The organism is Thermostichus sp. MS-CIW-36, assembly GCF_054059035.1.
The window spans coordinates 130,244-152,423 of record NZ_JBSSBR010000002.1; the positions used below are offsets into that span (position 1 = coordinate 130,244).

Below are 22,180 nucleotides of genomic sequence, written 5' to 3' on the forward strand. Positions count from 1 at the left end.
CCGAACCCTTGCAGAGAAACCAAAAGCACCAAACCAAAAACTAGCACCGCAATTGATTGGGCAACACGACGCGAAGTAACCCTAGACCACATCTGCTTCACTCCTCCCGAAACTTCAAAGGATCCCGTATTTTTACCGTCTATATGGACTATATGGATACCATCTTCAGGAAGGAATCTGAGTAAAGGGGCAGCTAAGGTACGCTTAAGAAGACAAGAAGTTACCCCCGCCTGAGTCAAAACTCAGGGGAGAATATGGGCAGGCTTTTTCCCCTAATCCCCCAATTCGGGATCCGGTCGTACCCGCACCCCCATCTGGCGCAGCAGGCGTAAAGAGTTTTCTGGTCCATCGATCATCTGCTGCTCGTTGATCCAGTAGGTGGCAATGCCCAGGTCTTCTAGAAATCGCACATAGGGATCCGGCGGCGGTCCATCGAAAACGGCGGCCTTCTGAACGGAAAAGCCCTGCTCGATCCAAGGGCCGAGGGCAAAGCGCTCATAGTAGAGCAACTGTCCCACCACTTCCTGCAAAGCCTCTGCCGCATCCTTGTGGTGCAGGAGCTTCACTTCGGCCAAAAGCAGATGCCCGTCCGCCACGGCCAAAAAGTCAAAGGTATGCTGATCCTCCCGGACTTCCAATCCTGCCAGGCGGAACCAGCGGCGAAACTGGTGCAAGATCTCGTTGTGGCGCTCGCTGCGCTCCAACTGACGTCGACGGCGGCGTTCTGCCATCAGCGGGTCTGTCCCGGCGCTGTGAGGGATCCCACTGCTGCGGAACTGGGGCGGCTCATCGGGATCCAAAACCACCTTGCCCCCAGCAGGTTGATGCAGGAGGGGCGGCATCTGGGGCAAGAGTTCTGTGGATCCCCACTCCACCTCTGGCTGCTGAGCCCAGGTAAGCAGGTGTCGATTCAAGGGGTGCTCAGGGTGGGTGTCGAACAACAGGCGCAGTTGAGACTGGCTGAACTGAAAATCCAGACGAAATTGCTCGATGGAGAGGCTGCTCCGCCCCTTTTGCAAAGTTTCTTGGCCAAAGTAAAGCATCACCAAGAGCGGGTAAATCGGCAGCGGACGATGGGAGGGAATGAGCATCGCCCACATGTCATCCGTCCAGTGGGGGAGCAGGATCTCGGCCTGTTTGCCTTTGCCCACCACCTGCAACATTTTGGGGTGTCCCGGCTGCCAGCCACAGGGGTGATCGTCAAAGCCGCAAGTCTGTCGCCCTTGATCCACGCTCAAGGGGTAGCGCCCATCATAAAGGCGGAAAGGACAGAGATCCCGGTCTTCGGCCAAAAAGCGCTCGTCCTGCCACAGGTGGGCCGCCAAGGCATGACAGCCGATCCCTTCCTGGCTGTTGCAGGCTTTGAGCCAGCGCCGTTCCGCCAGTTTCCCGCCCACTTTGCTCGGGGCCAGGGGCCGGATCAAGCCGTTTTCCCCTTGGTTGAACAGAGGCCACACCAAAGGCTCGCCGGTTTCGGGTAGGGTCGGCAAAAGAGGGTGGGTTTTGCTGTAAAACGGGTCGCAAATGCGCTGGGCCACTTGCTGCAAGGGCAGTCCGCGAGGGGATCCCACCCAAGGCAGCAGGGATCCCGATCCGGCCTGAGCGCGGTGATACTGGATGGCCAGGGCCACCTCCAGCCCTATGGGACGGAGTTCCGGCGTGAGCTGCCGGTAGCGCTGCAGCAGCCGGGAAGCCTGCACAAACAGGTCGTAGCGCCGAACGGGAACTGCGTCAGCCATAGTGTTGCAGGAAAAGCTCCCCACTGCCTTGGGCAAGAGCTGGTACAGGCAAGCACCTCCGCCTCAAAAGAGGATACTTTGGCAACCGCCTCTACAGACCCAGACCTTGCCGAGGATATCGGGCCGACACCCCCTCCTCTTGGCACCAGGTCAGTTGTCAGTGTAGTAGAGAAACTCTAGGGCGAGAAGATGCTGCCACCCGCTTGCAGGTTGTGGGAAGAATGCGCAGCAGACCCTAACGCCACGGCCACCCAGGAAAGGGAAAGGGGCGCTCTGTCTCTGCATCACGGTCGTACTCCGTAGGTCGGCCTGTGTCCCGCTGAAGCACCAAGCTGCCCACATAGTCGGCCTCTCGATAGACGCGGGCAATTTGATGGTGGATTTGGGCCATGTCTTCAGCAGAGACCACGCCATTGTCGGTGGCTTTGTAGAACTGGACCGTGACCCGAATGGGAAAGCGGGGATCCCGCTCGATGTCCAGGTTGTTGATCTCGGTGAAGGGGCCCTCTACCTCTCCATGTCCGATGACAGCGGCTTCTACATTGCTGAGGCCGGCCAGGTCGTCTGCGGGTCCGAAAAACTTGACAGAGATATCCTCAACTTCCCTTCGCGGCGGCTGCCGCTGCTGGAGAGCATGCCTCTAACCCCCAAAACCCTGAACTTTGCTGAATTTACTGAGCTTTAGGCGGTTTGGCAAAAGTCATTGAGAGGGATATAGTAGACCAAGTTTCCCCCTGATCCTTGAGTCCACTGCAACGGTTGCCGGGAAGTGAAGGGGGAAAGCGCTCGGGGGGTATTCCTCAGGGCTTTGCGGGATACCGCCTTCCTGCTCAGAGATAGGCAGGATGCGATCGCTTCTTTCCTGAACCATGTTCAGGAGAGTTCAGCGTGAATGTATCAGGTACTTGGATCACCATCACCAGGTTCAGGGCTTCTTCTGCTACTTCCGCCGAATGGGGATCTCTGGGGGTTGGGTTGGCGGCTTGCTCAGCCCGAAAATCGCTGAGGCGCTGCCCGGTGAGGCTGGCCCGTTCACCGTTTTGATTGAAGAAAAGGCGCTGGCCCCAAATAGCCCCGCCCACCCTATCTTCGGTGCGGTTCTCGATCACCGTAATGCTGGTGCCCTCGCGGGTGGCCAAGATTGCCAGCACGGCTGGGTTACCGGGATAGGATTGGTAGTTGAACAACACCGGGTTGAATTGGGCAGAGCCCCCGACAGGGATAGGCAAAAAGGCAGCTTGGGCGCTCACCAACACATGGCTATCCCGTGGAGCCAGCAGGGAGTTCCGGTTGCCGGCCCAAGAGCCGGGATCATGTAAGTAGCGGCGCAGATTCCCCAGCAGCTCTCGCAACGACACGGGTTGCAGGGGTTTTCCTTTTTCGTTGCCCACCAGCACCTGTAGGCTATCGAGGGGCAGGTCGGCAGACAGATCGGCAAAGTTGGGGTAGCGGATCACCGGCATCAGGCTCAGCTCGTAGCGGCCCGTTCTGGGGTTGAGCTGTTGTACCTGGATGGTCATGTCGCTGATGTTGGGGCCAAGGGCGGATCCCTTGTGGCGTCCGGTATCTTCCCAGGTGATGTTGAAGATATCCAGCCCATACTGCTTTGCCAAGGCTCGCGCTTGCGGATCCCAGGTCATGGAGATCGTCTGGTCAATCACCTGCCTGTAGGCCAAGTACTCTGCCCACTCTGAAGGCGAGGGGGAAGAAAGGGACTGGTGGAGGGGAAAATCCATAGGGGTTGCCTGAGAAGTAGACACCATCGGCGGAGCGGCCAGGGAAATGCCCACCCAGCTCAGTGAACTCAGCAGCCAGGGGATGGGGGCGCGCATAGCAATATTCCTGAGGATTGGAAATTGGGGGACTATACCCTGACAATAGCTCCCAAAAGGGGAGAGGGTGTGGCGGTTTCACTTTTGGCAACCCCATGCTTTTGCCGGGATCCCAGGCCGCCTGGGCTACGATAAAAAGCTGTAGCACCCTTTCGAATCATTCCAGATCATGGCCAATATCCGCCGGGATCCCGAGGTCAACGCTTCTGTGGCTTCTGTAACTCCAGCTTCTCCAGAGCCTCAGGTGCAGGTTCAGTCTTTGCCGCTGCATGTCATGTTCCGCCTGGGCCTGTTTCAAATGGGCTTGGGAATGATGTCGCTGCTCACTCTGGGAGTGCTGAACCGCGTCATGATCGACACGGATCTGCTGGCCATCCCGGCAACAGTGGTGGGAGGATCCCTGGCCATGCACCAGTTGGTCTCCCCGGCTCGGGTTTGGTTTGGGCAGCTCTCGGATGCCAAGCCCCTGTTTGGCCTGCATCGCACCGGCTATGTGCGTCTGGGATCGGTGCTGTTTGCGGTCTGCATCTTCCTGGGGGTGCAGGTGGTGTGGGGTTTGGGGGAGAGCTTTGCGGCTACGGGCTGGTCTGGAGCCACCTATGGCTGGATAGGCTTGGCCTGTTTGATGTTTGCCCTTTATGGTCTCTGCCTCAGCGCCTGCTCCACACCTTTTGCGGCTTTGCTGGTGGATGTGTCAGAGGAGGACAACCGCTCTAAGTTGGTGGGGATTGTCTGGTCCATGTTGATGGTGGGGATTGCCGGCGGGGCCATTGGCTCGGCAGTTCTGCTGCGGGGCTTGGATCCGGACAACCTGCAGAGCACCATTAATCGCCTCTTCATCATCATTCCAGCCGTGGTGATCCTGCTGGGGGTGGTTGCTACCTGGGGGGTGGAAAAGCGCTATTCCCGCTACGGATCCCGTTCCACCCTGGCCGGACGGGAAGACCAAATCACCCTTGGCACGGCCATCAAGGTGCTGACCGCCAGCCGCCAAACCCTGATCTTTTTCGGCTTCTTGGTGTTGATGACCATGGGCCTGTTTATCCAACAGCCGATCCTAGAACCCTATGGTGGCGAGGTGTTTGGCATGACGGTGGCCCAGAGCACCCAACTCAATGCCTTTTGGAGTTTGGGCATTTTGGTGGGGATTGTGCTGACCGGATTTTTCATCGTGCCTAAGCTGGGCAAGCAGACAACGGCTCGTCTGGGCTGCCTTCTGGTGGCAATCTCTTTTGGGCTGACCATTGCCTCAGGGTTTACAGGCAATTCACGGCTGTTGCAACTGTGCATGATCCTGTTTGGTTTGGCTTCTGGGATCACCACCAATGGCGCCATTAGCCTCATGTTGGACTTGACGGCAGCGGAGACGGCAGGCACCTTTATCGGGGCTTGGGGTCTGGCCCAGGCCATGTCCCAGGCGGTTTCCACCTTGCTCGGCGGGGCTTTGCTCGATCTGGGGCGCATTCTCTTCCCCACTTCTTCAGTGCTTGCCTATGCCACCGTCTTTGGGGTGGAGGCAGCGGTGATGTTGCTGGCCGTGTATTTGCTGGGACGGGTGAGCGTGGCCGAGTTTCGCGAAAAGACCAACCGTGCGCTGACCCAGGTGTTGGCTCTGGAGCTGGAGGGCTAGCAACGCGGGGCCGACTCGTAGTGGGGGCAGCCCTGACAGGGCCCGCTGGGGTTGACGGCACAACGCAGCAAGGGCGAGTGAGCATTAAACCGACAGGAGGGATCCCCCAGGAACCTTCCCACTTCCTGAGGTGGGGTGACCGAACGCACCAGGGCGCGGATCCCACACAGGTGGTATTTGCCTTGCCGGAGCCGGTAGGAATGACGCTTTTCCAGAACCAGGTAGTGCTGCTCTGCCAGTTGGACGTAGGTGCCCGGATGGGGACTGCTCTCCCAAGGGCATTCTTCCACCACCTCTCCCGAATCCGCGTCGATCCACTGAATGGGCAAGGTCGGGTTGATGGAAGACATAAGGCGCAAACGGAGCCAGTTTAGGGCAGCAGACTACAAAATGATGGACTGGGCTTGACTTGGTGATTAACAAATTGTGCAACTTTTTCCGGCAACACTGAGTATGGCTGGTACAAATGTTCTCTCTTGTGTGACCTGGAGCCTGCTAATCTACAGAACTTCTACAAAGTTAAGTTAGAAAAAGCTGTACTCAGTGTAATGGATTTTCTGCGGCGGGCGGAGAACGGGATAGGTTGGGCCTGCGGCGGCGAAAAGATGGATGCTTCGACTAGCTATTGGAATGGGCTTGGCGGGCCAGTTGGGTGAGAAAGGCCAGAGGATGACGGTTTTGGAGCTGCTGCCTAATCCGCTCTTGCAGGATTTCCTCTTGCCAGGGATCCCCAGAGGACAGCCACTCTAGGTAACTGAGCCCCGCCACCCGCGTCAGGTAGGCCCCCGTCACTGCCTGCAGGGGGATCCCCATCACCATCAAGGGGCTGGCCTTGAGCAGAGAGCCCAAAGCCTGAGTGGCCAGCTCCAGCCCCCCCAGTTGCACCACCATTTGCGCCAAACTCTGGGCAATTTGCTGGGCCCGGCGCAAGGTAATGCGTCGGTCAAACACCTGGTGCAGTTCCCCAATCATGCGCGCCTGAATGGCTACTCCTGCCAGCACATCCAAAGCAGGAAGAGGGTTTGCCGCCAGGGCAGCAGCGGTGGCCCACTGCATCCGTTCCACGATCTGGCGACCCTGTTGGCGACGTTCTTCTTGGAGGGCCTGCTGGACGGCTTCGCTGAGAGTTCGGGTTTGCAACAAGGCATTGGCCAAGCGCAGGTGGGATCCCTTCTGCTGCAGCAGGTGAGCCATTTGTTGAATGAGGGCCTCTGTCTCGGGGGGCTGCGGCTCCCAAGTTTCCCACACAGAGCCATCTTCGGAGTAGTAGCGAACCTTGAGGGGCTCTGGATCGGCGGCGATGGCCACCACCTGTTCGGCAGGGATCACACCGGCAGTGCGCCGGCGCAAATGGGTCAAGATGGTCTCCACATCCTCCGGCAGCATCTGATCGGTTTTGTTGAGGGCCAGGATGGCGGATTTGCCCAGCCGGGCCAACTCCAGCATTTCGGCATATTCCGAAGCCAGCAGGTCTCCGGCCACCACCAAGATCAGCAGATCGGCTTTCTGGGCTAAGTCGCGGGCTTCCGCTTCCCCTGCTCCCCCAATCGTCAGCAGCCCAGGTGTGTCGGTAAGGGAAATGGGGCCGTTCCAGCCCTCCAATTGGTAGGTGTGGATGGATCCCTGCTGGGTGGTGCCCAGGGTGGGGGCTGTTTCGCCCACTGGTCGGCCCATCAAGGCATTGATCAACGAGGTCTTGCCGGCGGAACTGGTGCCGAACACCACCAGATGCAATTCCTCCTGGTTAAGCCGCTGATTGATCTCTTGCAGCTTGGCACGCAGGGCACGGCGACTGATGTCATTCTGCAGCTTCTGGATCAGGCGATCGGCATCTTCCAGATCGGCTTGCACCTGATTCCGAGTTAACTTAACCCGCCGCAGCGGTTGTGTCCGCTGGTTTGGAGTACTTTGCCGTCGGCCAGCCTGCTGCCACCAATGGCGCGCTGCCAGACCTGCTGCTGCTGTCCCTCCCAGGATCCCGGCCACTGCCAGATCCGCCAGCGGCAACGAATGGGGGGCGATAAAGCTATAGATCCCGCTAACCCATTGCAGATATTGGCTCAGGGCCGCCAAACCCAGCCCTGCCCACAACCACACCCAAGTGGAGCGCGACAGCACCATCCCAACCCACAGCCTGCCCAAATCTTCAAATCAAGCAACCCAAAATTGCTGAGCCATCCGAGTCGCTTCTCCAGCATAGGGCTTGCTGTAGCTGAGCATACAGTTTTGTCGAGAGCTTTTTTGTCGAGAGCTTTGCTGAGAAGTAGCTGAGCAAGAGACCAGAGAAGGGAGCGGGGAGTCAAAAACACCCTCAGCTCAACCGGCCCAATGAGCCAGGGATCCCCTCTCCCAAAATCGCCGGCGGCTCCAGCGGTGCCGGCAAAAACTCGCCCCCGCGATAATCCAACAGCTGTGCCAGCAGCAAGTAGCCCACCCCCAGAGCAATGGCCAGGATCCCTGTAACGATTGCTACCCACTTAGGCCGCTCCACGCTGAATCTCCCCAATAAAGTGCTGGATCTCGATGCTTCTATGATGCCCGAAGTGGTGGCCCAATGCCTAACGCGGCGGGATCAAGACTGCATCGATGACGTGGATGATGCCGTTGGCAGCTCGAATATCGGCGGTCAAAAGCCTTTCTCTCACGGGTGGCCCTAGAGTAGAGCAGAGAGCACCTTGGCGCAGAAACAGCTGCCGTAAAGTTCGGTATCCTGGGGCTGTGATTGCTGGAGAGGAGAAAGGCCGTCAAGTACCCCCATTCTTAGCTGGGGGCTTGTGGGAGTAGGGCCTAGCCAGCCTGAAACCCCAAGGGCAAGGAAAGACTAGCCTGCCCAAGCAACCCAGTCATGGGGGGCGTTTGAAGGAGACTGAGCCGACTGGGCGTGGCAGCCCAAAGTACGTAGCGAATGCTTCCCTAGTTTGCTACCTCTACGTCGGCCAGGGGCGAAGGGATGTACATACTCCGCAAGGAGACTTACCGCATGTTCGTGCCCGTCGTAGACCACAACCAAAACCCCCTCATGCCGACCACTCCCAGCCGGGCGAGGCGGTGGGTTAAATCCGGCAAGGCTACTCCCTTTTGGAAGAGAGGGGTGTTTTGTGTTCGTCTCAACGGGGAACCTTCTGACCGGCAAACCCAACCCATAGCCGTCGGTATTGACCCAAGAAGCAAGAAAGAAGGGTGGTCGGTCAAATCAGCCGCACACACCTACCTCAACATCCAAGCGGACGCGGTTAATTGGGTGAAGGAGCATGTTGAGCAGCGTCGAAACATGCGTCGGTTGAGGCGGTATCGCCAAACGCCCTGTCGGCAACCGAGAGCGAACCGGGCTAGAGGCGGATTGCCCCCTTCCACCAAGGCTCGGTGGCAGTGGAAGCTCTGTCTTGCCAGGTGGCTGAGCAAGTTGTTTCCCATATCCGTATTTGTGGTGGAGGACATTAAGGCGAAGACCTCAGGCCAGCGTCGCTGGGACGTGTCTTTCTCCCCCCTAGAGGTGGGTAAGCAGTGGTTTTATCAACAACTAGCGGGCTTGGGGCAAGTGTTGATCCGCTCAGGGTGGGAAACCCAGCAGATGCGGGACGCCCTTGGGCTGAAGAAAACCAACAAAAAGACAGCCGAGGTCTTTGAGGCTCACTGCGTGGATGCGTGGGTGTTGGCTAACTCCGTAACCGGTGGGCACCTGCAACCTGACAACCGGCAGATGCTCATAGTAGTTCCTCTACGGTTTCATCGTCGTCAACTGCATCGTTTGCAACCGGCCAAAGGTGGGAAAAGACTGCCCTACGGGGGGACTATCAGTCTGGGTTTGAAGCGCGGCAGTTTGGTGCGTCATCCCAGGTGGGGGCTCACTTTTGTGGGTGGCAGTTCTGGGGGGAGGTTAAGTTTGCATTGCTTACGGAGCGGGAAGAGGTTGACGCAGAGCGCCAAAAGAGAGGATGTGCGGTACTTATGCTTTTGTTCCTGGAGGTTTTATGGAGAGTAAAGCCGCCCTCAAGAGCGGGGTTTCAGACCTAGGTTGTGTTGATCTTTAGCCAGAAGAGAGCACCTGCGAAGTAGAGAAAGCTCAAGAAGTTCCTGGCCAACTTGTCAAAACGAGAAAACAAATGCCGATACTGCTTTAGCTTCTGAAAAAAGCACTCTACTAGGTGCCTCTCTCTGTAAACATGCCGGTCGTAATCTCGCACCACCCTCCTCTTCTTCCTAGAAGGAATCACCACCCGACTCTCCCTTATCACTTTCGTGCGTTCTTTTTGCCAGCTGTATCCACCTCGACTCCTGCCCAAGGCTTGCTCCCCTCTGGCTGCACAGGGATGAGCACGAACGATAGTTGAGTCCAGGATAAGATGCTCTCAATCGGGTTCTGTGATGAAGAACTGAAACATTCTTTCCCAGACTCCCAAGCGACTCCAGTGATGGAATCTTGGGTAAACGGTGTACCACTTTCCACATCTTTCCGGGAGGTAGCGCCAGGGGGAGCCAGAACGAGCCATCCACAGCACGCCCTCGATAAACCGCTTGCATCCTGCCTCTTTGCCAATGTGGGGTTCTGTTCGCAGAAAAGCCAGAATCTTTTGCTATTTATTGTCATCTATGACAAGGCAACTCATCAGACCTTGCCCAAAAACTATCCTCACCTCATACTAAAAGTAAACACAGCCTAGTTTTTTCGATGAACGGGATCCAGTCGTGGTTGCGGCAACTCCGCCGCTGGCTGCCCTGGGCTGCTCTGCTTCTCATTCTGGTCTTGATCGGCTACTGGGTGGGTCCTCGGGCCAGACCCTACCCCCAAGAGCCGGAGCTGCCCACCCTGGCCCCTCTGCCGCAGCACCCCCGCATCCGGGTGGTGTTCAACCAAAGCCGCGAGAGCACCTATCGGGATCCCTACCGCCAGATCCGCCGCTACGGCTACAACCTGGAAGAGTTCATCATTTCCCAGATTCGCTCCGCTCGGCAGTCGGTGGATATTGCCGTGCAGGAGCTGAACCTACCCCTGATTGCCCAGGCTCTGGTGGAGCGGCGGCAGGCGGGGATCCCTGTGCGTTTTATTACTGAAAACACCTACGTGCGAGCCTGGCACCAGCTCACCCCTGCCGAAGTGCAGGCGCTGGACGAGCGCAGCCGTCGCAAGTTCGAGGAGTACCGCAACCTGGTGGATGTGAACCGCGATGGACGGTTTTCTCCCGAGGAGATTGCCAGCCGAGATGTGTACGCCTTGCTGGATGGGGGGCGGGTGCCCTGGCTGGATGATACCGCCGATGGCTCCAAGGGCAGCGGCCTGATGCACCACAAATTTGTGGTGATCGACGGGCAGAAAGTCTTGACCGGATCGGCCAATTTCACGCTCTCTGATATTCACGGGGACTTTGATGCGCCTGGCAGTGTCGGCAATGCCAACCATCTGCTGCTGCTGGACAGCCCGGAGCTGGCCCGCCTCTACACCGAGGAATTTGATCTCATGTGGGGCGATGGTCCTGGCGGCCTGCCCGATAGCCGCTTCGGCGTGCAGAAGCTCAAGCGTCCCCTGGAAACGGTGTACCTTGGCGATGCCATTGTGGGGGTTCACTTTTCTCCTGCCAGCCGCTCCCTGCCCTATGAAGCCACCTCCAACGGCATCATCGCCGCCACCCTGGCCCAAGCCCGGCGACAGGTGGATCTGGCTCTGTTCGTCTTTACGGATCCGGGCATTGCCAACCAGCTCAGGCAACTGCGCCAGGAGCGTAACGTGGAGATCCGCGGGGTGTTCGATCCTGGTTTTGCCTTCCGGGACTACAGCCGCACCCTGGAGATGTGGGGGCTGTTGCTCCCCGACGAAAAGTGCCAGGTGGAGGCGGCGCGCCTGCCCTGGACGCTGCCGGCCCAGTCTGTAGGCATACCCAACCTCGCCCCCGGCGATAAGCTGCACCATAAGTTTGCCATCATCGATCCCGGCACTCCTCAGGCCACGGTGATCACCGGATCCAACAACTGGTCGGTCTCGGCCAACCACCTCAACGACGAAAACTTCCTGATCATCCGCAATGGCCGAGTGGTGGATCACTTTGTGCGGGAGTTCGACCGGCTGATGGCCGAGGCCCGTTTTGGCCCCAGCCGCCGCTTGCAACAGCAGGCAGAAGAGGCGTCCCGTCGCTGCCCCAACCCCGTCCCCGTTGCCGCTTCCTTGCCTGAACCGGAGCCGGAGCTGCTGGAAGTCGAGGTCGTTCTTCCTCCTGAGGCGGGATCCCCTTCCCCGTCGGTTGCTTTTCCGGTGGCGTCTCCTGGGGGATCCCCTCGCGTTAACCTGAATACGGCCACGGCGGCGGAGCTGGAACAGTTGCCCGGCATTGGCCCCGCCCTGGCGCAGCGCATTATCGAGGCCCGCCCCTTCTCCTCTTTGGAGGATCTGCAACGGGTCAATGGCATTGGCCCAGCCCGGATTGAGCAACTGCGGGATCGGGTAACCTGGTAGGAGTTAGCCCCCTCTTAGTCAGGTTGAGGGCGCGGAGTGCTTTCGGAAGTTCATCCCAGAGCAGCTCCTAAAGAGCCTCTCCCCTCGAATAAACCCCAAATTAAACCCCAAATATAGTCATTTCAGGGATGCATAAGTCTATTCAGAAAGCTCCAGAAACGCTCCCATGCGGCGAAACTTTTGGTAGCGCTCCTCGCGCAATTCTCGCCCGCTCAGGCTAGAAAGTTCCTTGAGATGCCTGAGAAGAGCCTCTTTGAGGGTTTGAGCAGCTTCCAAGGGCGCGCGGTGGGCGCCGCCAACCGGCTCTGGCAGGATCTCGTCGATCACCTCCAGTTGCAGCAGGTCTTGGGCGGTAATGCGCAGGGCTGCCGCCGCTTGGGGAGCTTTTTTGGCGTCTTTCCAGAGAATAGCCGCGCAGCCTTCCGGCGAGATCACGGAGTAGACGGCGTGCTCGAACATCAGGATGCGGTTGCCCACCCCAATGGCCAAGGCTCCGCCCGATCCCCCTTCGCCGATGACGGTGCAGATGATGGGGATCTCCAGCCGAAAGAGGGTTTGTAAGTTGGTGGCAATGGCCTCTCCTTGGCCCTCAGCTTCCGCCTTGACGCCTGGGTAAGCCCCCGGCGTGTCGATGAAGGTGAGCAGGGGCAGGCCGAAGCGGTGGGCATGTTCCATCAGCCGCAGGGCTTTGCGGTAGCCGGCGGGATTGGGCATCCCAAAGTTGCGGTGGATGTTGTCTTTGGTGTCGCGACCCTTTTGGTGGCCGAGGATCATCACCGGCTGCTCCCCCAGCTTGGCCAACCCGCCCACAATGGCTGGATCGTCCTGGCCGTGGCGATCCCCGTGCAGCTCAAACCAGTCGTCACAGATGGTCTGTACGTAATCCAGGGTGGTGGGGCGGCGGGGGTGACGGGCCACCTGGAGCCGTTCTACTGGCGTGAGCTGGCTGAAGATCTCACGGCGCAGCTCTTCGGCTTTGGCTTCCAATTGGCGAATTTGCTCAGAGGCATCGATGTCGTTTTCTTCTGCCAAGGCCCGAATTTCCTGAATCCGTTGTTCTAGGGCGGCGACAGGCTGCTCAAACTCCAGCAGTAGGCGGTCGTTGGACTTGGTCATGACCGGTTGGCTAAATTTCGGGAGCGTGCTGTGACCGGCAGAGGCTGCACAGATTTCGGGGTCAGGCTTTGATCTTCTCACATGTAGATCCCGTAGGCTAGAGGGAGCAATCCCCCTACTGCCCAAGAGGGATCCCTTGTCTGCTTCTGTCTCTTCTCCCCCTTCACCCCTTCCCCCCTGGCTGCGCTGGGGGGTGGTGGGATCCGTCGTCTTGGCTATCGGGGTGGGAGCCTTTTGGCAATACGGGCGGCCTGAGCGGCAAATCCGGGCCCACACCCAGAGATTGCTGCGGGCGGTGGAGCAGCGCAACTGGGATCAGGTGGAGATGTTGGTCTCTGAGGCCTATAGCGATGGTTGGGGCCTGAACAAGCAGCGGGCGCTGGCCTACAGCCGCGAGATCTTCGGCCAATTTTTTCGCTTGCGCCTCCAACCCCAAGCGCTGCAGGTGCAGCTCGACCCAGGGGATCCCAGTCGCCAAGGACGGGCCACCCTCTGGTTTGTGATCGAGGGATCCGGCGGCCCCTTAGCCAACCTGACGCGGGATCAGGTGAACGCCTTGGAGCAACCCTTCCGATTGAATTGGCAGCGACGGGGTGGGGAGCCCTTTCGCTGGGAGCTAACCCGCGTGGAGAATCCAGAGCTGCAACTGCCCCTTCTCCCCGCTCAAGAACAGGCAGGCCAGAGATGAGGGTCGAACACCAACAGGGGGAGCTGGCCTTCGGCTGGCGGGATCCACTGCACAATACCCCGTTGGCGGGCCTGAGCTGCATAGCGGCTGGGGAGAGGCTGCAACTGGGAAGAGGGCAGACGGCGCAGGAGGGGCTGAGTGGGAATGGGCAGAGCCCCTGTTTCTGGGTTGTCGATCTGGTCGGACAATCCGTCCTCAGAACTGCCTGGCTGCAACAGAATAACCCCTTCCGGTTGAAAAGGGATCCCTCGGCCCAGCAACAAACGACCGGTATCCAAAAGCTGGGGGCCGCCCTCCTGAGCAAGCTGAAACTCTGCCCAGCTAAAAACTCGCCGCGCCCGATCAACAGGGAGGCCGAAGCAGTAGGAGCCCAGTTGGAAAGTAATCAAGGTCTGCCGGTTTCTCAGTTGTTCTTGCCGAGCCAGACGACGCAGGCGCAGAGGGGAAAGCAGGGGCATGGACTACCTCGCCATCAAAACGCCGGTGGAAGGTGCCGAAGAGGCTGGTTGCAGCAGTTGCCGCAGCTTTTGGATCAGCTCCTGTTCCTGGAAGGGCTTGGAGAGGTAGGCGCTGGCTCCCAGCCGCTGGGCCAGTTGGCGGTGTTTCTCGCCACTGCGGGAGGTGAGCATGACCACGGGAAGCTGGTCATACAGGGGGTGGGCACGAATCTGGGCCAGCAAGCCAAAGCCATCCAGCCGCGGCATTTCAATGTCGGTAATCACCGCTCGGATGGGAATTCCTCTCTGCAAGTGCTCGAGGGCCTCTTGTCCGTCGCGAGCCTGTTCAACCCGGAACCCTGCTCTTTCTAGGGTCATGGCCAAGAAGCGGCGCACGTTGACCGAATCTTCCACCACCAGCAGGGTGGGCTGGGCGGCAAACCTGGGCTGGGGAAGGGGATCCCTTGCCGACTGACAGGGCTGATCCCGCTGGGCGAGCAGCCAGCTCAAGAGGGCAGGCGGATCCACGAAAAGAGCGATTCGCCCATCGGCCAAAACCGTACAGCCGGAGAATCCCGACGGCAGAGGCAGACCTCCCTCCACCGGGCGCAGAGTTACCTCTTGCTCCCGCCAAAAGCGATCCACCAACAGGCCATAGGGCCGGTTGTCTTCTACCACCAGCAGCACCACAGGTCGGTCGAGAAGGGGGGTCTCGTCAATTTCCCGGCGAGGCTGCCAGCGCGCGAAGCGAAACCAGTGGCCCACAGGAATTAAAGGGATCTGCTCCCCTTCCCAGAGAAAGGAATCGGCAGGCAACTGCGGGGGGATAAGCAATTCTTCCACTGCGTTGGCCGGAAAAGCCAACATCAACCCCTGGCATTCTGTCAGCAGCACGCGGGTGACGCTCAAAGAAACGGGCAGAGTGAGGGTAAACAGCGTGCCCCGTCCCGGCCAAGATTCCACCTGCACCTGGCCGCCAATTCGTTGCAGGTTGGTGCGTACCACGTCTAGACCCACTCCCCGTCCAGATAGCTCGCTGACTCGCTCGGCGGTGCTGAAGCCCGGCTGGAAGATCAACTCCAGCAGCTCCTGGGAGCTGGCCTCAGCCAGGTCGGCAGCGGAAAACCCTATCTGCAAGGCGCGGGCCCGGATTTTATCCAGACAGATCCCTGCCCCATCGTCTCGCACCGTGATCAGAGTGCGGTTGCCCCGTTGGCTGGCGGCAATTTCGATGAGGCCCTTGGCCGGCTTGCCCTGGGCCAGGCGGGTGTCTGGAGCCTCGATGCCGTGGTCAAAGGCGTTGCGCACCAAGTGCAACAAGGGATCCGCCAAGGCCTCCAAAATCGAGCGCTCGATTAGGGTGGATCCCCCCAAGACCCGCAGCTCCACGGGCTTGCCATGGGCTAAGCTCAGCTCCCGCAGCGCTCTGGGGAAGCGATCCGTCAAATCCGATAGAGGCTGCATGCGCACCTGGTCGAGACGGGTTTGCATTTGCCTGGAGAGGCGGCTGAGCTGGCGGGCGCTGCCTTCGGTCTCCTGCAGGGTGGTGTCGATATCGTGGGTTACCTCATCAATTTGCACAACGGTTTCCATCACCTCTTGGGTCAGCAGGTGCATCTCTCCATAGCGATCCATCTCCAAGAGGTCAAAGGTATCGGCCAAGGTCAGGCCGGGATCCCCTTCTTTTTTCAAGAGCACAGAAGCAGGCACGGTGGCAGCGACGCGGTCGTAGCTGCTGCGCAGGCGGCTGTTGGTTTCTTCTAGAGTGCGAACCCGCCGTTTGAACAAGCTGACCAGCTCCCGCAGCCGTTGCAGGCGACTGTTTAAGCGGTTGCGCTCCCCTATGAGCTCTCCCAACAGCTCCCCCAACTGTTCCAGAGGGCGAGCCGGCACCCGTAGCATCTCGGCAGCGCTTTTGGCCCCGGCTGGAATCGAATCCGGCAGCTCGGTGGCTCCTGCCATTGCAGGGGGAGGGGCTTCTGGCGGGGGGGAAACTGGAGGCTCTGCCGGATCCCAGGAGCTGGGGAGAAGAGCGACCTGACCGACCAGCACCAGGGCCTGCGAGCGTCGCCAAGCTTGTAAAGCCGCCTGAGCAACGGGCAACACCTGCTCCTTGGCATTTGGCGGCAGCGTCTCCAGAGCTTGGACTACTGAGCCGCACAGGGTGGCAAAGGCAGGCAGATCCAACATTTCCCCCAGCGCCCCCAGCTCTTGGGCAGCAATGAGAAACTCCTCCCGCAAACAGGGCTGCTCGGGGTGGGCCAGCACACCTTCCAACCGCTGCAGACAGGCCTCCACCTCGGTTGCAAACAGCAGCACCCGCATATCGCCCCCGGCCTCTGCTGCCAGGACTTGGACGTTGTCCTCAGGCTGCAACTCTCCCAACTGCTCTCGCAATTGATCGAAAAGAGGCTGCACCCGCTCTGCCAGCCAAGATTCGTCCAAAAGCCGCTGCTGGCGGTGCTGCTGGGCTATTTGGCGCATGCAATCCAACGCCGCCAAGAGGTTGCGCTCCACTGCGGGGTCGGCTTTTTGGGGATCCACCTGCAAGATCTTGAAACCATCTTCCAGGCGATGGGCCAAGTCGCTAAGCACCGGAAAGCCCATCATGGCCGCCCCGCCCTTGATGGAATGAGCAGCCCGCAGCAAGCGATCCAAACGGGGGCGATCCAAACTCTGGGATCCCAGGCCCAACACCCCTGCCTCCAGGGTGTCGAGGTAAGCCTGGGCTTCGTCCAAAAACTGCAGCCTAACCTGCCACTCGCGTGGGTCGAGGGAAGTGGGATTCGGCCCCATGCTAAACCGCCTCCCCCACCTTGAAGGTGGACACAGAAGTCTGCAACTGACGGGCAACCGCCACCGTAGCCTGGAGAGAGTTGGCCACCTGCTGCGAGGCTGCCGCCGTCTGGGCGGCAATGTTGGCGATTTGCTGCATCAACTGGCGCACCGTTTGAGATGCATCTGCCTGGGCATCGGTGGAGCGGGCAATGGCCTGAAAGAGCTGGTTCACCTGCCGCGAGACTTCCACAATTTGTCCCAGGCTCTGCTTGGCTGCTTCCACCAAGCGGGTTCCCTCCACCACCTGGCCGGTGCTGGTTTCCATCGCCTGTACCACCTCGCCGGTTTCCCGTTGGATCCCTTCCACAATGCGCTCGATCTCGCGGGTGGCTTCTGCCGACTGGGCCGCCAGTGCCCCGACTTCCTCGGCGACCACCGCAAAACCTCGCCCTTCTTCGCCGGCACGGGCTGCCTCGATACTGGCGTTCACCGCCAAGAGGTTGGTTTTCAGCGCAATCTGGTTGATCAAGGACACCACCTTGGAAATCTGCTGGGAAGATTCCCCCAGCCGCTTCACCTTCTTGGCCGTTTCGGCCACCGTTTCCCGCAGTTGCAGGATGTTTTGCACTGTGCGATCCATAGTCAAGCTGCTGTTGATGGCCGTGGCGGCGGCAGATTCGGCAACGGTGGCGGCCTGTTGGGCTTTATCGGCTACCTCCTCGATTGAGAGCGTCATTTGCTCGACAGAGCGCAAGGTCTCTTCGATTTGGGTGGCCTGTCGGAGAGCGGCTTCGGCCAACTCGCGAATGGCTGCCTCGTCACGACCAATGGATTGGTTGACTTGACCGGCGGCCTGCTGCACTTGAATCACGATGTCGCGCAAGCTCTCGATAATGACGTTGAAAAAGTCCGCCATGATGCCAACTTGTCCGGCTGTTAGCTGCGCCCGCACCGTGAGATCCCCCCGCGAGGCTTCTGTGACCTCGCTGATAAGCTGCAGCAGCTCTCTTTGCAGCGCTTCCGACCGCTCCCGTTCCTGGGCGGCCACGGCTTTTTGCTCCAGCGCCCCCAGGTTACCCAAAGCTTGACCCAGGCGGTTGGCCAGCTCTGCCAAGGTTTTCTGTTCTTCGTCAGACCAGCTCTGGCTTTGGGCGCGGCCTATTGCCAAAAAACCGTAAAGCTCATCGCCACGCACCACCGGCGCTATCATCTCGGCTTTCAGTTGGGCTGTGGCCAGCCTCTGCAGGTAGTCGGCGCCCAGATCTGGCCTAGGCACCGGGCCAAAAGCGTAAACTTGCCCGCCGTGGAGAGCCTGCTGGATCGGAGCCGGGATCCTGCGGAGGAGGGTGCCCAAGGTGTCGGGCAGGCGGCTGTCGTGAGATTCAGCGATAACCTGCGCCTCTTCGGGAGCGGTCAAGCGATAGAAGGCCACTCGTTCGGCACCGAAGCGCTGGCGCATCTCGCCCAACAAGTCAGTTAGGGGATCGATCAGCTCTTGCTCTTGGCGAATCCGGGCAATATCGGCAAACCGCTGGGCCAGTCGGGTGTCGGAAACTTGTCGCTCGTAGGTGGCGTTGCGTTCCCGCACAAAGTTGCGCACCAGGATCAAAATGATCCCCCAGCTCAGCAGTAGAATCGGGAAGCTGATGCCGGAAAAGATCAAAGCCTGCAGCAGCTCTTGCTCGTAAAGCTGGACCCTGGCCTGAATGTTGCTGCGAATGGCCTCCAGGGTTTGGTTGATCCCTTCGGCGTAGATGCGCTTTTGCTCTTCGTACTCAGGGCTGTGCAGCAAGTTGAAAGCCCGTTCCTGCTCGCCGGCCCGAATCAGATCAAAAGCCTGCACTTCCCACTCCACCAGCTTGATGTTGGCTGCTGTGGTTTTGGCTGCATAGGCTTCGTAAGAGGCGGGATCCAATTGCTGAATCTCCGCCAGCACCTCATCCAACTGAGGGACATGGATGTTGTAGCGCTCTTCCCAGGACAGATCCCCGCTGGCAGCGGCCATGCGGGCAGACATGGTCAAGACTTCATCCAAATAGATCACCTGATCGCTCAGGTTTTGCAGGGTGAACTGCCGCGAGATCGCCGGCTCGAACTCGAAATAGGTGCGGGCTACGTTGCCGGCAGAGACGGCAAACAGCAGGGAGCTGATGCCCAGAGGAAAACTGATTGCCAGGGCCAGGCGGGATCCCGCGACTTTGCGTTGGGGCCGGGAAGATGGAGCAGGCCTGAGAAAGAGGGGACGGAAGGAAACCATAGAATTTTGCCTTTAAGTGAGGGTAAGTCGGGGAAAAGGTCGCCAAGATCAAGGGTTTGCCGAGGAATCAACTGAGTTGAGCTTTTGGACAATGGCAAGAGGGTCGAGCACCCAGAGAGGCTCATCCCCTTCCAACACCAGCCCTTTGCAAGAGTCGTAGAAGTTCTCCAGTCGAAAGTTGTTTTGTGCTGCCTGGGCTTTTGTTAAGGGTTGGATCTCCTCGGCGGGCACTCGAGCTACTCCTTTCACGTGTTGGGTTGCCAGGCCCAAGCCTGTTCGCACTGGCGATGCAGAGCCCCCAAATTCTGGGCGCATCACCACCAAGTGGTGTTCGGGCTGCCCAAAGTCCAAGGGCTCTAGGCCGAGAAATTGCGGCAGATCCAGTCCCCAGAGAATGCGATTGCGATAGTTGAACAAGCCCAGCACCCATGCGGGCTGGTTGGGGAGAAGGGTAAAGTGGTGCGGGCCAACAATTAGAGCTTCCTGGGCAAATGCCATGGGCAAAAGGGCCCGACAGTCTACCCCCAACTGTAGATGTAAGTACAGCTCGCCGGTACGGGTAGAAGTAGGGCTGTGTGGGGAGAAAGCTACCGCCATTGCCGTTCTCGCTCTGCCAATTCTAAGACATCTCCTAAGAACAATTCGTGATAATCACAGGGATCCTAACTGGAGGCGCAGCTCAGCAAGGACAGGAGTGGCAAAAATCATGAGCTCGGGCTGAGCACTACTGATTTCACGGCCCGCAAAATGTCTTCGCGGGTAAAAGGCTTGGTCAGATAAAGATCGATCCCTTGCTTCATGCCCCAGAGTTTGTCCAGCTCTTGATTTTTAGAAGTACAGGCCACAACGGGCAACTTTTGGGTTTCCGGGTTTTTCTTGATTTGGCGGCACAATTCCAGCCCGCTCATGCCTTCCATGACCAAGTCCGTCAGCACCACATCGGGTTTGTCGTTGCGGATCTGCTGCAATGCCTCTTGGGCGTTGGCCACCGCTACCACCTGATAGCCTTCTGAGCGGAGGTAATCGCTGATGAGCTGTCGCTCCGAGGCCACATCTTCCACCACAAGAACTTTCACCATGATCGACATCTCCTTATCTCTTTTTCGACGAACCTTTAGAGGGATCCCTAGCTGAGATAGCGAAACACCATCTGCAGCAATTCTTCCTGCCGAAAGGGCTTGGTCAGGTAATCGGTGGCACCGGCCAGGCGCGCCTTCACCCGATCGATCAGACCTTTGTGGCCTGTGACCATCACCACCGGCACATCCTTTAACACGGAGGATTTGCGGATGAGGCTGCACAATTGGTAGCCATCCACGTTGGGCATACCCACGTCCAGCAGGATCAAATCTGGCTTGAGGGTGGTCAGCTTCATCAGGGCTTTCAAAGAGTCGCTGATGGTGTGAATGACCAGGTTGTGCCCTTCCAACAACCGCTGCAACTCGCTGAGCATGGCTTCGCTGTCGTCAATACAGGCCACAATCCAGGTTTTCGAGGCTTGGGGAGATGGGCCTAGATCTGCAAGCCCGTTGGCCAGGTGAAGAGGGACGGTGGAAGTTTCTGAGGGCTGTGATTCTGTCTCAAGCTTGGCCGAGTAGGTTTTGGGCAGCCGATCAAAGGGGGGCTGGGGATCCCGCAGGACAAGGATACCGGCTTTGACCAGAGGATGTAGGCGGCGAGCGATCTGGAGGTCGTCTTGATCGAGAAGGGCGCTCAACTGGCGGAAGCTAAACCCCTTCAGTAACCGGCCTAGCCGTTCCTGTTGCTCGGCGGGAAGGCGTTCTGCCTGGGCCCGGCTGGCAAAGTAGGGCCGTTGGTAGGGGGAGGTGATCTCAGGCCCCAAAGATTGCCATGCCCGTAGCCGCTTTTGGATCAGGTCGAGCAGGGATCCCCCATCCCACTGGCCCAGGGTGGGCACGTTGTCCAGTGGGATGATCTCCTGCTGAAAGCCCCCTGGAACCAGCAACAGATTTTGCAGCACCTCCTCGCCGATCCAAGCATTCAACCTGCGCGCAGCTTCCCAAGGCAGCAGTTGCTCCGTTACCATCCAACTCAGCCCCAGAAGGTCTGCAGGTAGAGGCCCAGTCTCCTGAGCCAATAGCGCCTCCACCTGCCGATGGATGCGTAGGCAATTTTGGCGAGTCAGAGAAAAGACTTGATGGCTGAGCCGACGCAGGTGGCGATCCAAGCGCTCCAAGGGCTCCAAGCTGTGGTGAGCAAACCCCAGGCGACCTTGGTGAAACACCAATGACCAAGTGCCCAGCCCCTCCCCTTTGTCCAAGGCACTGAAATACCGAACAACTCCTGTGAAGCTGACCTCTGCGTTCAGCAGATGGGCCGAGACTTCTGTACAGACGGGGGGACGGTTCATGGGTCGAGAGGACGTGCTCGGACAATTTCCTGCGCTGAGGTTGATGACACGACTGAAGTCTTAGCTACCCCACAAGCCGGTGAAAAAATGCTTTCCAGAATACAGTTCAAGCCCAGCCCTGACCCAGACGAGATCTTTAGATGATCCAAGCCCAACAAGACGGCCAAGGCTGCACGAACTCAAAGGCAGTTTCAGCGTTCAATCCGTATTCAGAAAAACTCTCCTCCTGGGGAGATCGATGACTATTGCTCATCAGCCAATCTCTAAAGGTGAAGGCTAGCCCTCAGATTGTCTGCTGGCTTTCTTACTCGGGAACTTCCCACGGAAAGCCTGCAAGACAAGATAAAGGTAACCCCGATAAACCTCTTCCGTAAAAATACGGAACTTAGGTCTTCTCCAATTTCCAAAGCTGCTCCAGGTGGGCTTGGCAGCGGCGCAGCAGTTGCCGACTTTCTTCAAAGCTGATCTGCTCCAAGGCTTCGGGGTAGGAGCACCAGCGGTAGGCGGCCACCTCCTCTGGTTGCACCTGTAGCTCAGGGGGAGAAAATTGGGGCGGCAGCAAGGCCACGTAGTAGGTAACGGTTTTGGCCACTCGGTTCCCCTCTGGATCCGTAAAGGTGTAGGCTTCCTGCAGCGTCAAAGGGTCAGACTGGCCGGGCAGGGTCAGAAGCTGGTAGTCGGTCAAGCCGGTTTCCTCTCGCAATTCTCGCTGCGCCGCCTCCAGGTCGCTTTCGGAGCTATCCTTGTGCCCTTTTGGGAAAGCCCAATGCCCCTTCTGGTGCTGGATGAGCAGATACAAATGAGAAGAGCCCAGTCTGGGAGCTTCCTGGGCGGGTGGGTGGGGCAGGATGGGGATCACCCCATAGGCAGCATCTATCAGCATTGGG

Annotated in this window: 18 protein-coding genes and 2 pseudogenes; 4 read left to right on the forward strand and 16 right to left on the reverse strand. The window is 58.9% G+C overall.

Going from position 1 to position 22,180, the window contains the following annotated elements; genetic code table 11:
- Positions 1 to 272: 272 nt before the first annotated feature.
- The 3 genes and pseudogenes from ACVWVQ_RS01960 to ACVWVQ_RS01970 form a co-directional block, all read right to left on the reverse strand.
- Complete coding sequence (locus tag ACVWVQ_RS01960; RefSeq protein ID WP_011434306.1) at positions 273 to 1,739, reverse strand: hypothetical protein; 1,467 nt, start codon at positions 1,737 to 1,739, stop codon at positions 273 to 275.
- A gap of 235 nt (positions 1,740 to 1,974) precedes the next feature.
- Positions 1,975 to 2,286 (reverse strand): annotated as a pseudogene (locus ACVWVQ_RS01965) (hypothetical protein); the annotation flags it as partial.
- A gap of 283 nt (positions 2,287 to 2,569) precedes the next feature.
- Positions 2,570 to 3,571: a hypothetical protein gene (locus ACVWVQ_RS01970; protein WP_457506601.1), complete on the reverse strand. Its 1,002-nt coding sequence runs from the start codon at positions 3,569 to 3,571 to the stop codon at positions 2,570 to 2,572.
- A 169-nt stretch (positions 3,572 to 3,740) separates the two neighbouring features.
- On the opposite strand from ACVWVQ_RS01970, the gene ACVWVQ_RS01975 reads away from it, so the two are divergent.
- Positions 3,741 to 5,201: a BCD family MFS transporter gene (locus ACVWVQ_RS01975; RefSeq protein ID WP_457506603.1), complete on the forward strand. Its 1,461-nt coding sequence runs from the start codon at positions 3,741 to 3,743 to the stop codon at positions 5,199 to 5,201.
- On the opposite strand, the gene ACVWVQ_RS01980 is transcribed toward ACVWVQ_RS01975, so the two are convergent.
- The 4 genes from ACVWVQ_RS01980 to ACVWVQ_RS01995 form a co-directional block, all read right to left on the reverse strand.
- Entirely contained in the window at positions 5,198 to 5,551 is a 354-nt protein-coding gene (locus tag ACVWVQ_RS01980) for a DUF6464 family protein (protein ID WP_414349734.1), read from the reverse strand. The two genes, ACVWVQ_RS01975 and ACVWVQ_RS01980, sit on opposite strands and share 4 nt — an antisense overlap.
- A 268-nt stretch (positions 5,552 to 5,819) precedes the next feature.
- Positions 5,820 to 7,322 carry a DUF697 domain-containing protein gene (locus ACVWVQ_RS01985; RefSeq protein WP_457506605.1) on the reverse strand — a complete coding sequence of 501 codons (1,503 nt, stop codon included), beginning with the start codon at positions 7,320 to 7,322 and terminating at the stop codon, positions 5,820 to 5,822.
- A gap of 190 nt (positions 7,323 to 7,512) precedes the next feature.
- Positions 7,513 to 7,692, reverse strand: a complete 180-nt coding sequence (locus ACVWVQ_RS01990) for a hypothetical protein (RefSeq protein WP_414349732.1) — start codon at positions 7,690 to 7,692, stop codon at positions 7,513 to 7,515.
- Between the two features lie 67 nt (positions 7,693 to 7,759).
- Positions 7,760 to 7,846 carry a fasciclin domain-containing protein gene (locus ACVWVQ_RS01995; RefSeq protein ID WP_414400693.1) on the reverse strand — a complete coding sequence of 29 codons (87 nt, stop codon included), beginning with the start codon at positions 7,844 to 7,846 and terminating at the stop codon, positions 7,760 to 7,762.
- A gap of 335 nt (positions 7,847 to 8,181) precedes the next feature.
- Between ACVWVQ_RS01995 and ACVWVQ_RS02000 the strand changes: the two genes are divergently transcribed.
- Positions 8,182 to 9,183: an RRXRR domain-containing protein gene (locus ACVWVQ_RS02000; protein ID WP_457506607.1), complete on the forward strand. Its 1,002-nt coding sequence runs from the start codon at positions 8,182 to 8,184 to the stop codon at positions 9,181 to 9,183.
- 28 nt (positions 9,184 to 9,211) lie between these two features.
- Here the strand turns inward: ACVWVQ_RS02000 and ACVWVQ_RS02005 are convergent.
- A pseudogene (locus tag ACVWVQ_RS02005) lies at positions 9,212 to 9,769 on the reverse strand (transposase).
- 101 nt (positions 9,770 to 9,870) lie between these two features.
- Between ACVWVQ_RS02005 and ACVWVQ_RS02010 the strand changes: the two are divergent.
- The gene (locus ACVWVQ_RS02010; RefSeq protein WP_457506609.1) at positions 9,871 to 11,646 is read left to right on the forward strand and encodes a phospholipase D-like domain-containing protein; all 1,776 of its coding nucleotides are present in this window, start codon (positions 9,871 to 9,873) and stop codon (positions 11,644 to 11,646) included.
- Between the two features lie 138 nt (positions 11,647 to 11,784).
- On the opposite strand, the gene ACVWVQ_RS02015 is transcribed toward ACVWVQ_RS02010, so the two are convergent.
- Positions 11,785 to 12,762: an acetyl-CoA carboxylase carboxyltransferase subunit alpha gene (locus ACVWVQ_RS02015; RefSeq protein ID WP_414349729.1), complete on the reverse strand. Its 978-nt coding sequence runs from the start codon at positions 12,760 to 12,762 to the stop codon at positions 11,785 to 11,787.
- Between the two features lie 136 nt (positions 12,763 to 12,898).
- Here ACVWVQ_RS02015 and ACVWVQ_RS02020 point away from each other — a divergent pair, with 136 nt between their 5' ends.
- On the forward strand, positions 12,899 to 13,450 hold the full coding sequence (locus ACVWVQ_RS02020; protein WP_457465442.1) for a hypothetical protein: 552 nt from the start codon (positions 12,899 to 12,901) through the stop codon (positions 13,448 to 13,450).
- On the opposite strand, the gene ACVWVQ_RS02025 is transcribed toward ACVWVQ_RS02020, so the two are convergent.
- The 7 genes from ACVWVQ_RS02025 to ACVWVQ_RS02055 form a co-directional block, all read right to left on the reverse strand.
- Complete coding sequence (locus tag ACVWVQ_RS02025) at positions 13,426 to 13,908, reverse strand: hypothetical protein (RefSeq protein ID WP_414329976.1); 483 nt, start codon at positions 13,906 to 13,908, stop codon at positions 13,426 to 13,428. The genes ACVWVQ_RS02020 and ACVWVQ_RS02025 overlap by 25 nt on opposite strands.
- 3 nt (positions 13,909 to 13,911) lie before the next feature.
- The gene (locus tag ACVWVQ_RS02030; protein WP_011434294.1) at positions 13,912 to 16,683 is read right to left on the reverse strand and encodes a hybrid sensor histidine kinase/response regulator; all 2,772 of its coding nucleotides are present in this window, start codon (positions 16,681 to 16,683) and stop codon (positions 13,912 to 13,914) included.
- A 1-nt stretch (position 16,684) separates the two neighbouring features.
- On the reverse strand, positions 16,685 to 18,922 hold the full coding sequence (locus ACVWVQ_RS02035) for a methyl-accepting chemotaxis protein (protein WP_457465439.1): 2,238 nt from the start codon (positions 18,920 to 18,922) through the stop codon (positions 16,685 to 16,687).
- Between the two features lie 48 nt (positions 18,923 to 18,970).
- Positions 18,971 to 19,519: a chemotaxis protein CheW gene (locus ACVWVQ_RS02040; RefSeq protein ID WP_011430974.1), complete on the reverse strand. Its 549-nt coding sequence runs from the start codon at positions 19,517 to 19,519 to the stop codon at positions 18,971 to 18,973.
- 107 nt (positions 19,520 to 19,626) lie between these two features.
- On the reverse strand, positions 19,627 to 20,001 hold the full coding sequence (locus tag ACVWVQ_RS02045) for a response regulator (protein WP_011434291.1): 375 nt from the start codon (positions 19,999 to 20,001) through the stop codon (positions 19,627 to 19,629).
- Between the two features lie 47 nt (positions 20,002 to 20,048).
- On the reverse strand, positions 20,049 to 21,293 hold the full coding sequence (locus ACVWVQ_RS02050) for a response regulator (RefSeq protein ID WP_457506611.1): 1,245 nt from the start codon (positions 21,291 to 21,293) through the stop codon (positions 20,049 to 20,051).
- 385 nt (positions 21,294 to 21,678) lie between these two features.
- The gene (locus ACVWVQ_RS02055; RefSeq protein WP_457506613.1) at positions 21,679 to 22,176 is read right to left on the reverse strand and encodes a bis(5'-nucleosyl)-tetraphosphatase; all 498 of its coding nucleotides are present in this window, start codon (positions 22,174 to 22,176) and stop codon (positions 21,679 to 21,681) included.
- Positions 22,177 to 22,180: the final 4 nt, after the last annotated feature.

What these genes read in the sequence shown, in the direction of transcription:
- ACVWVQ_RS01960 (WP_011434306.1), bottom strand. Translation starts at nt 1,739, where the DNA reads ATGGCTGACGCAGTTCCCGTTCGGCGCTACGACCTGTTTGTGCAGGCT.
- ACVWVQ_RS01970 (WP_457506601.1), bottom strand. Translation starts at nt 3,571, where the DNA reads ATGCGCGCCCCCATCCCCTGGCTGCTGAGTTCACTGAGCTGGGTGGGC.
- ACVWVQ_RS01975 (WP_457506603.1), top strand. Translation starts at nt 3,741, where the DNA reads ATGGCCAATATCCGCCGGGATCCCGAGGTCAACGCTTCTGTGGCTTCT.
- ACVWVQ_RS01980 (WP_414349734.1), bottom strand. Translation starts at nt 5,551, where the DNA reads ATGTCTTCCATCAACCCGACCTTGCCCATTCAGTGGATCGACGCGGAT.
- ACVWVQ_RS01985 (WP_457506605.1), bottom strand. Translation starts at nt 7,322, where the DNA reads ATGGTGCTGTCGCGCTCCACTTGGGTGTGGTTGTGGGCAGGGCTGGGT.
- ACVWVQ_RS02000 (WP_457506607.1), top strand. Translation starts at nt 8,182, where the DNA reads ATGTTCGTGCCCGTCGTAGACCACAACCAAAACCCCCTCATGCCGACC.
- ACVWVQ_RS02010 (WP_457506609.1), top strand. Translation starts at nt 9,871, where the DNA reads ATGAACGGGATCCAGTCGTGGTTGCGGCAACTCCGCCGCTGGCTGCCC.
- ACVWVQ_RS02015 (WP_414349729.1), bottom strand. Translation starts at nt 12,762, where the DNA reads ATGACCAAGTCCAACGACCGCCTACTGCTGGAGTTTGAGCAGCCTGTC.
- ACVWVQ_RS02025 (WP_414329976.1), bottom strand. Translation starts at nt 13,908, where the DNA reads ATGCCCCTGCTTTCCCCTCTGCGCCTGCGTCGTCTGGCTCGGCAAGAA.
- ACVWVQ_RS02030 (WP_011434294.1), bottom strand. Translation starts at nt 16,683, where the DNA reads ATGGGGCCGAATCCCACTTCCCTCGACCCACGCGAGTGGCAGGTTAGG.
- ACVWVQ_RS02035 (WP_457465439.1), bottom strand. Translation starts at nt 18,922, where the DNA reads ATGGTTTCCTTCCGTCCCCTCTTTCTCAGGCCTGCTCCATCTTCCCGG.
- ACVWVQ_RS02040 (WP_011430974.1), bottom strand. Translation starts at nt 19,519, where the DNA reads ATGGCGGTAGCTTTCTCCCCACACAGCCCTACTTCTACCCGTACCGGC.
- ACVWVQ_RS02045 (WP_011434291.1), bottom strand. Translation starts at nt 20,001, where the DNA reads ATGGTGAAAGTTCTTGTGGTGGAAGATGTGGCCTCGGAGCGACAGCTC.
- ACVWVQ_RS02050 (WP_457506611.1), bottom strand. Translation starts at nt 21,293, where the DNA reads ATGAACCGTCCCCCCGTCTGTACAGAAGTCTCGGCCCATCTGCTGAAC.
- ACVWVQ_RS02055 (WP_457506613.1), bottom strand. Translation starts at nt 22,176, where the DNA reads ATGCTGATAGATGCTGCCTATGGGGTGATCCCCATCCTGCCCCACCCA.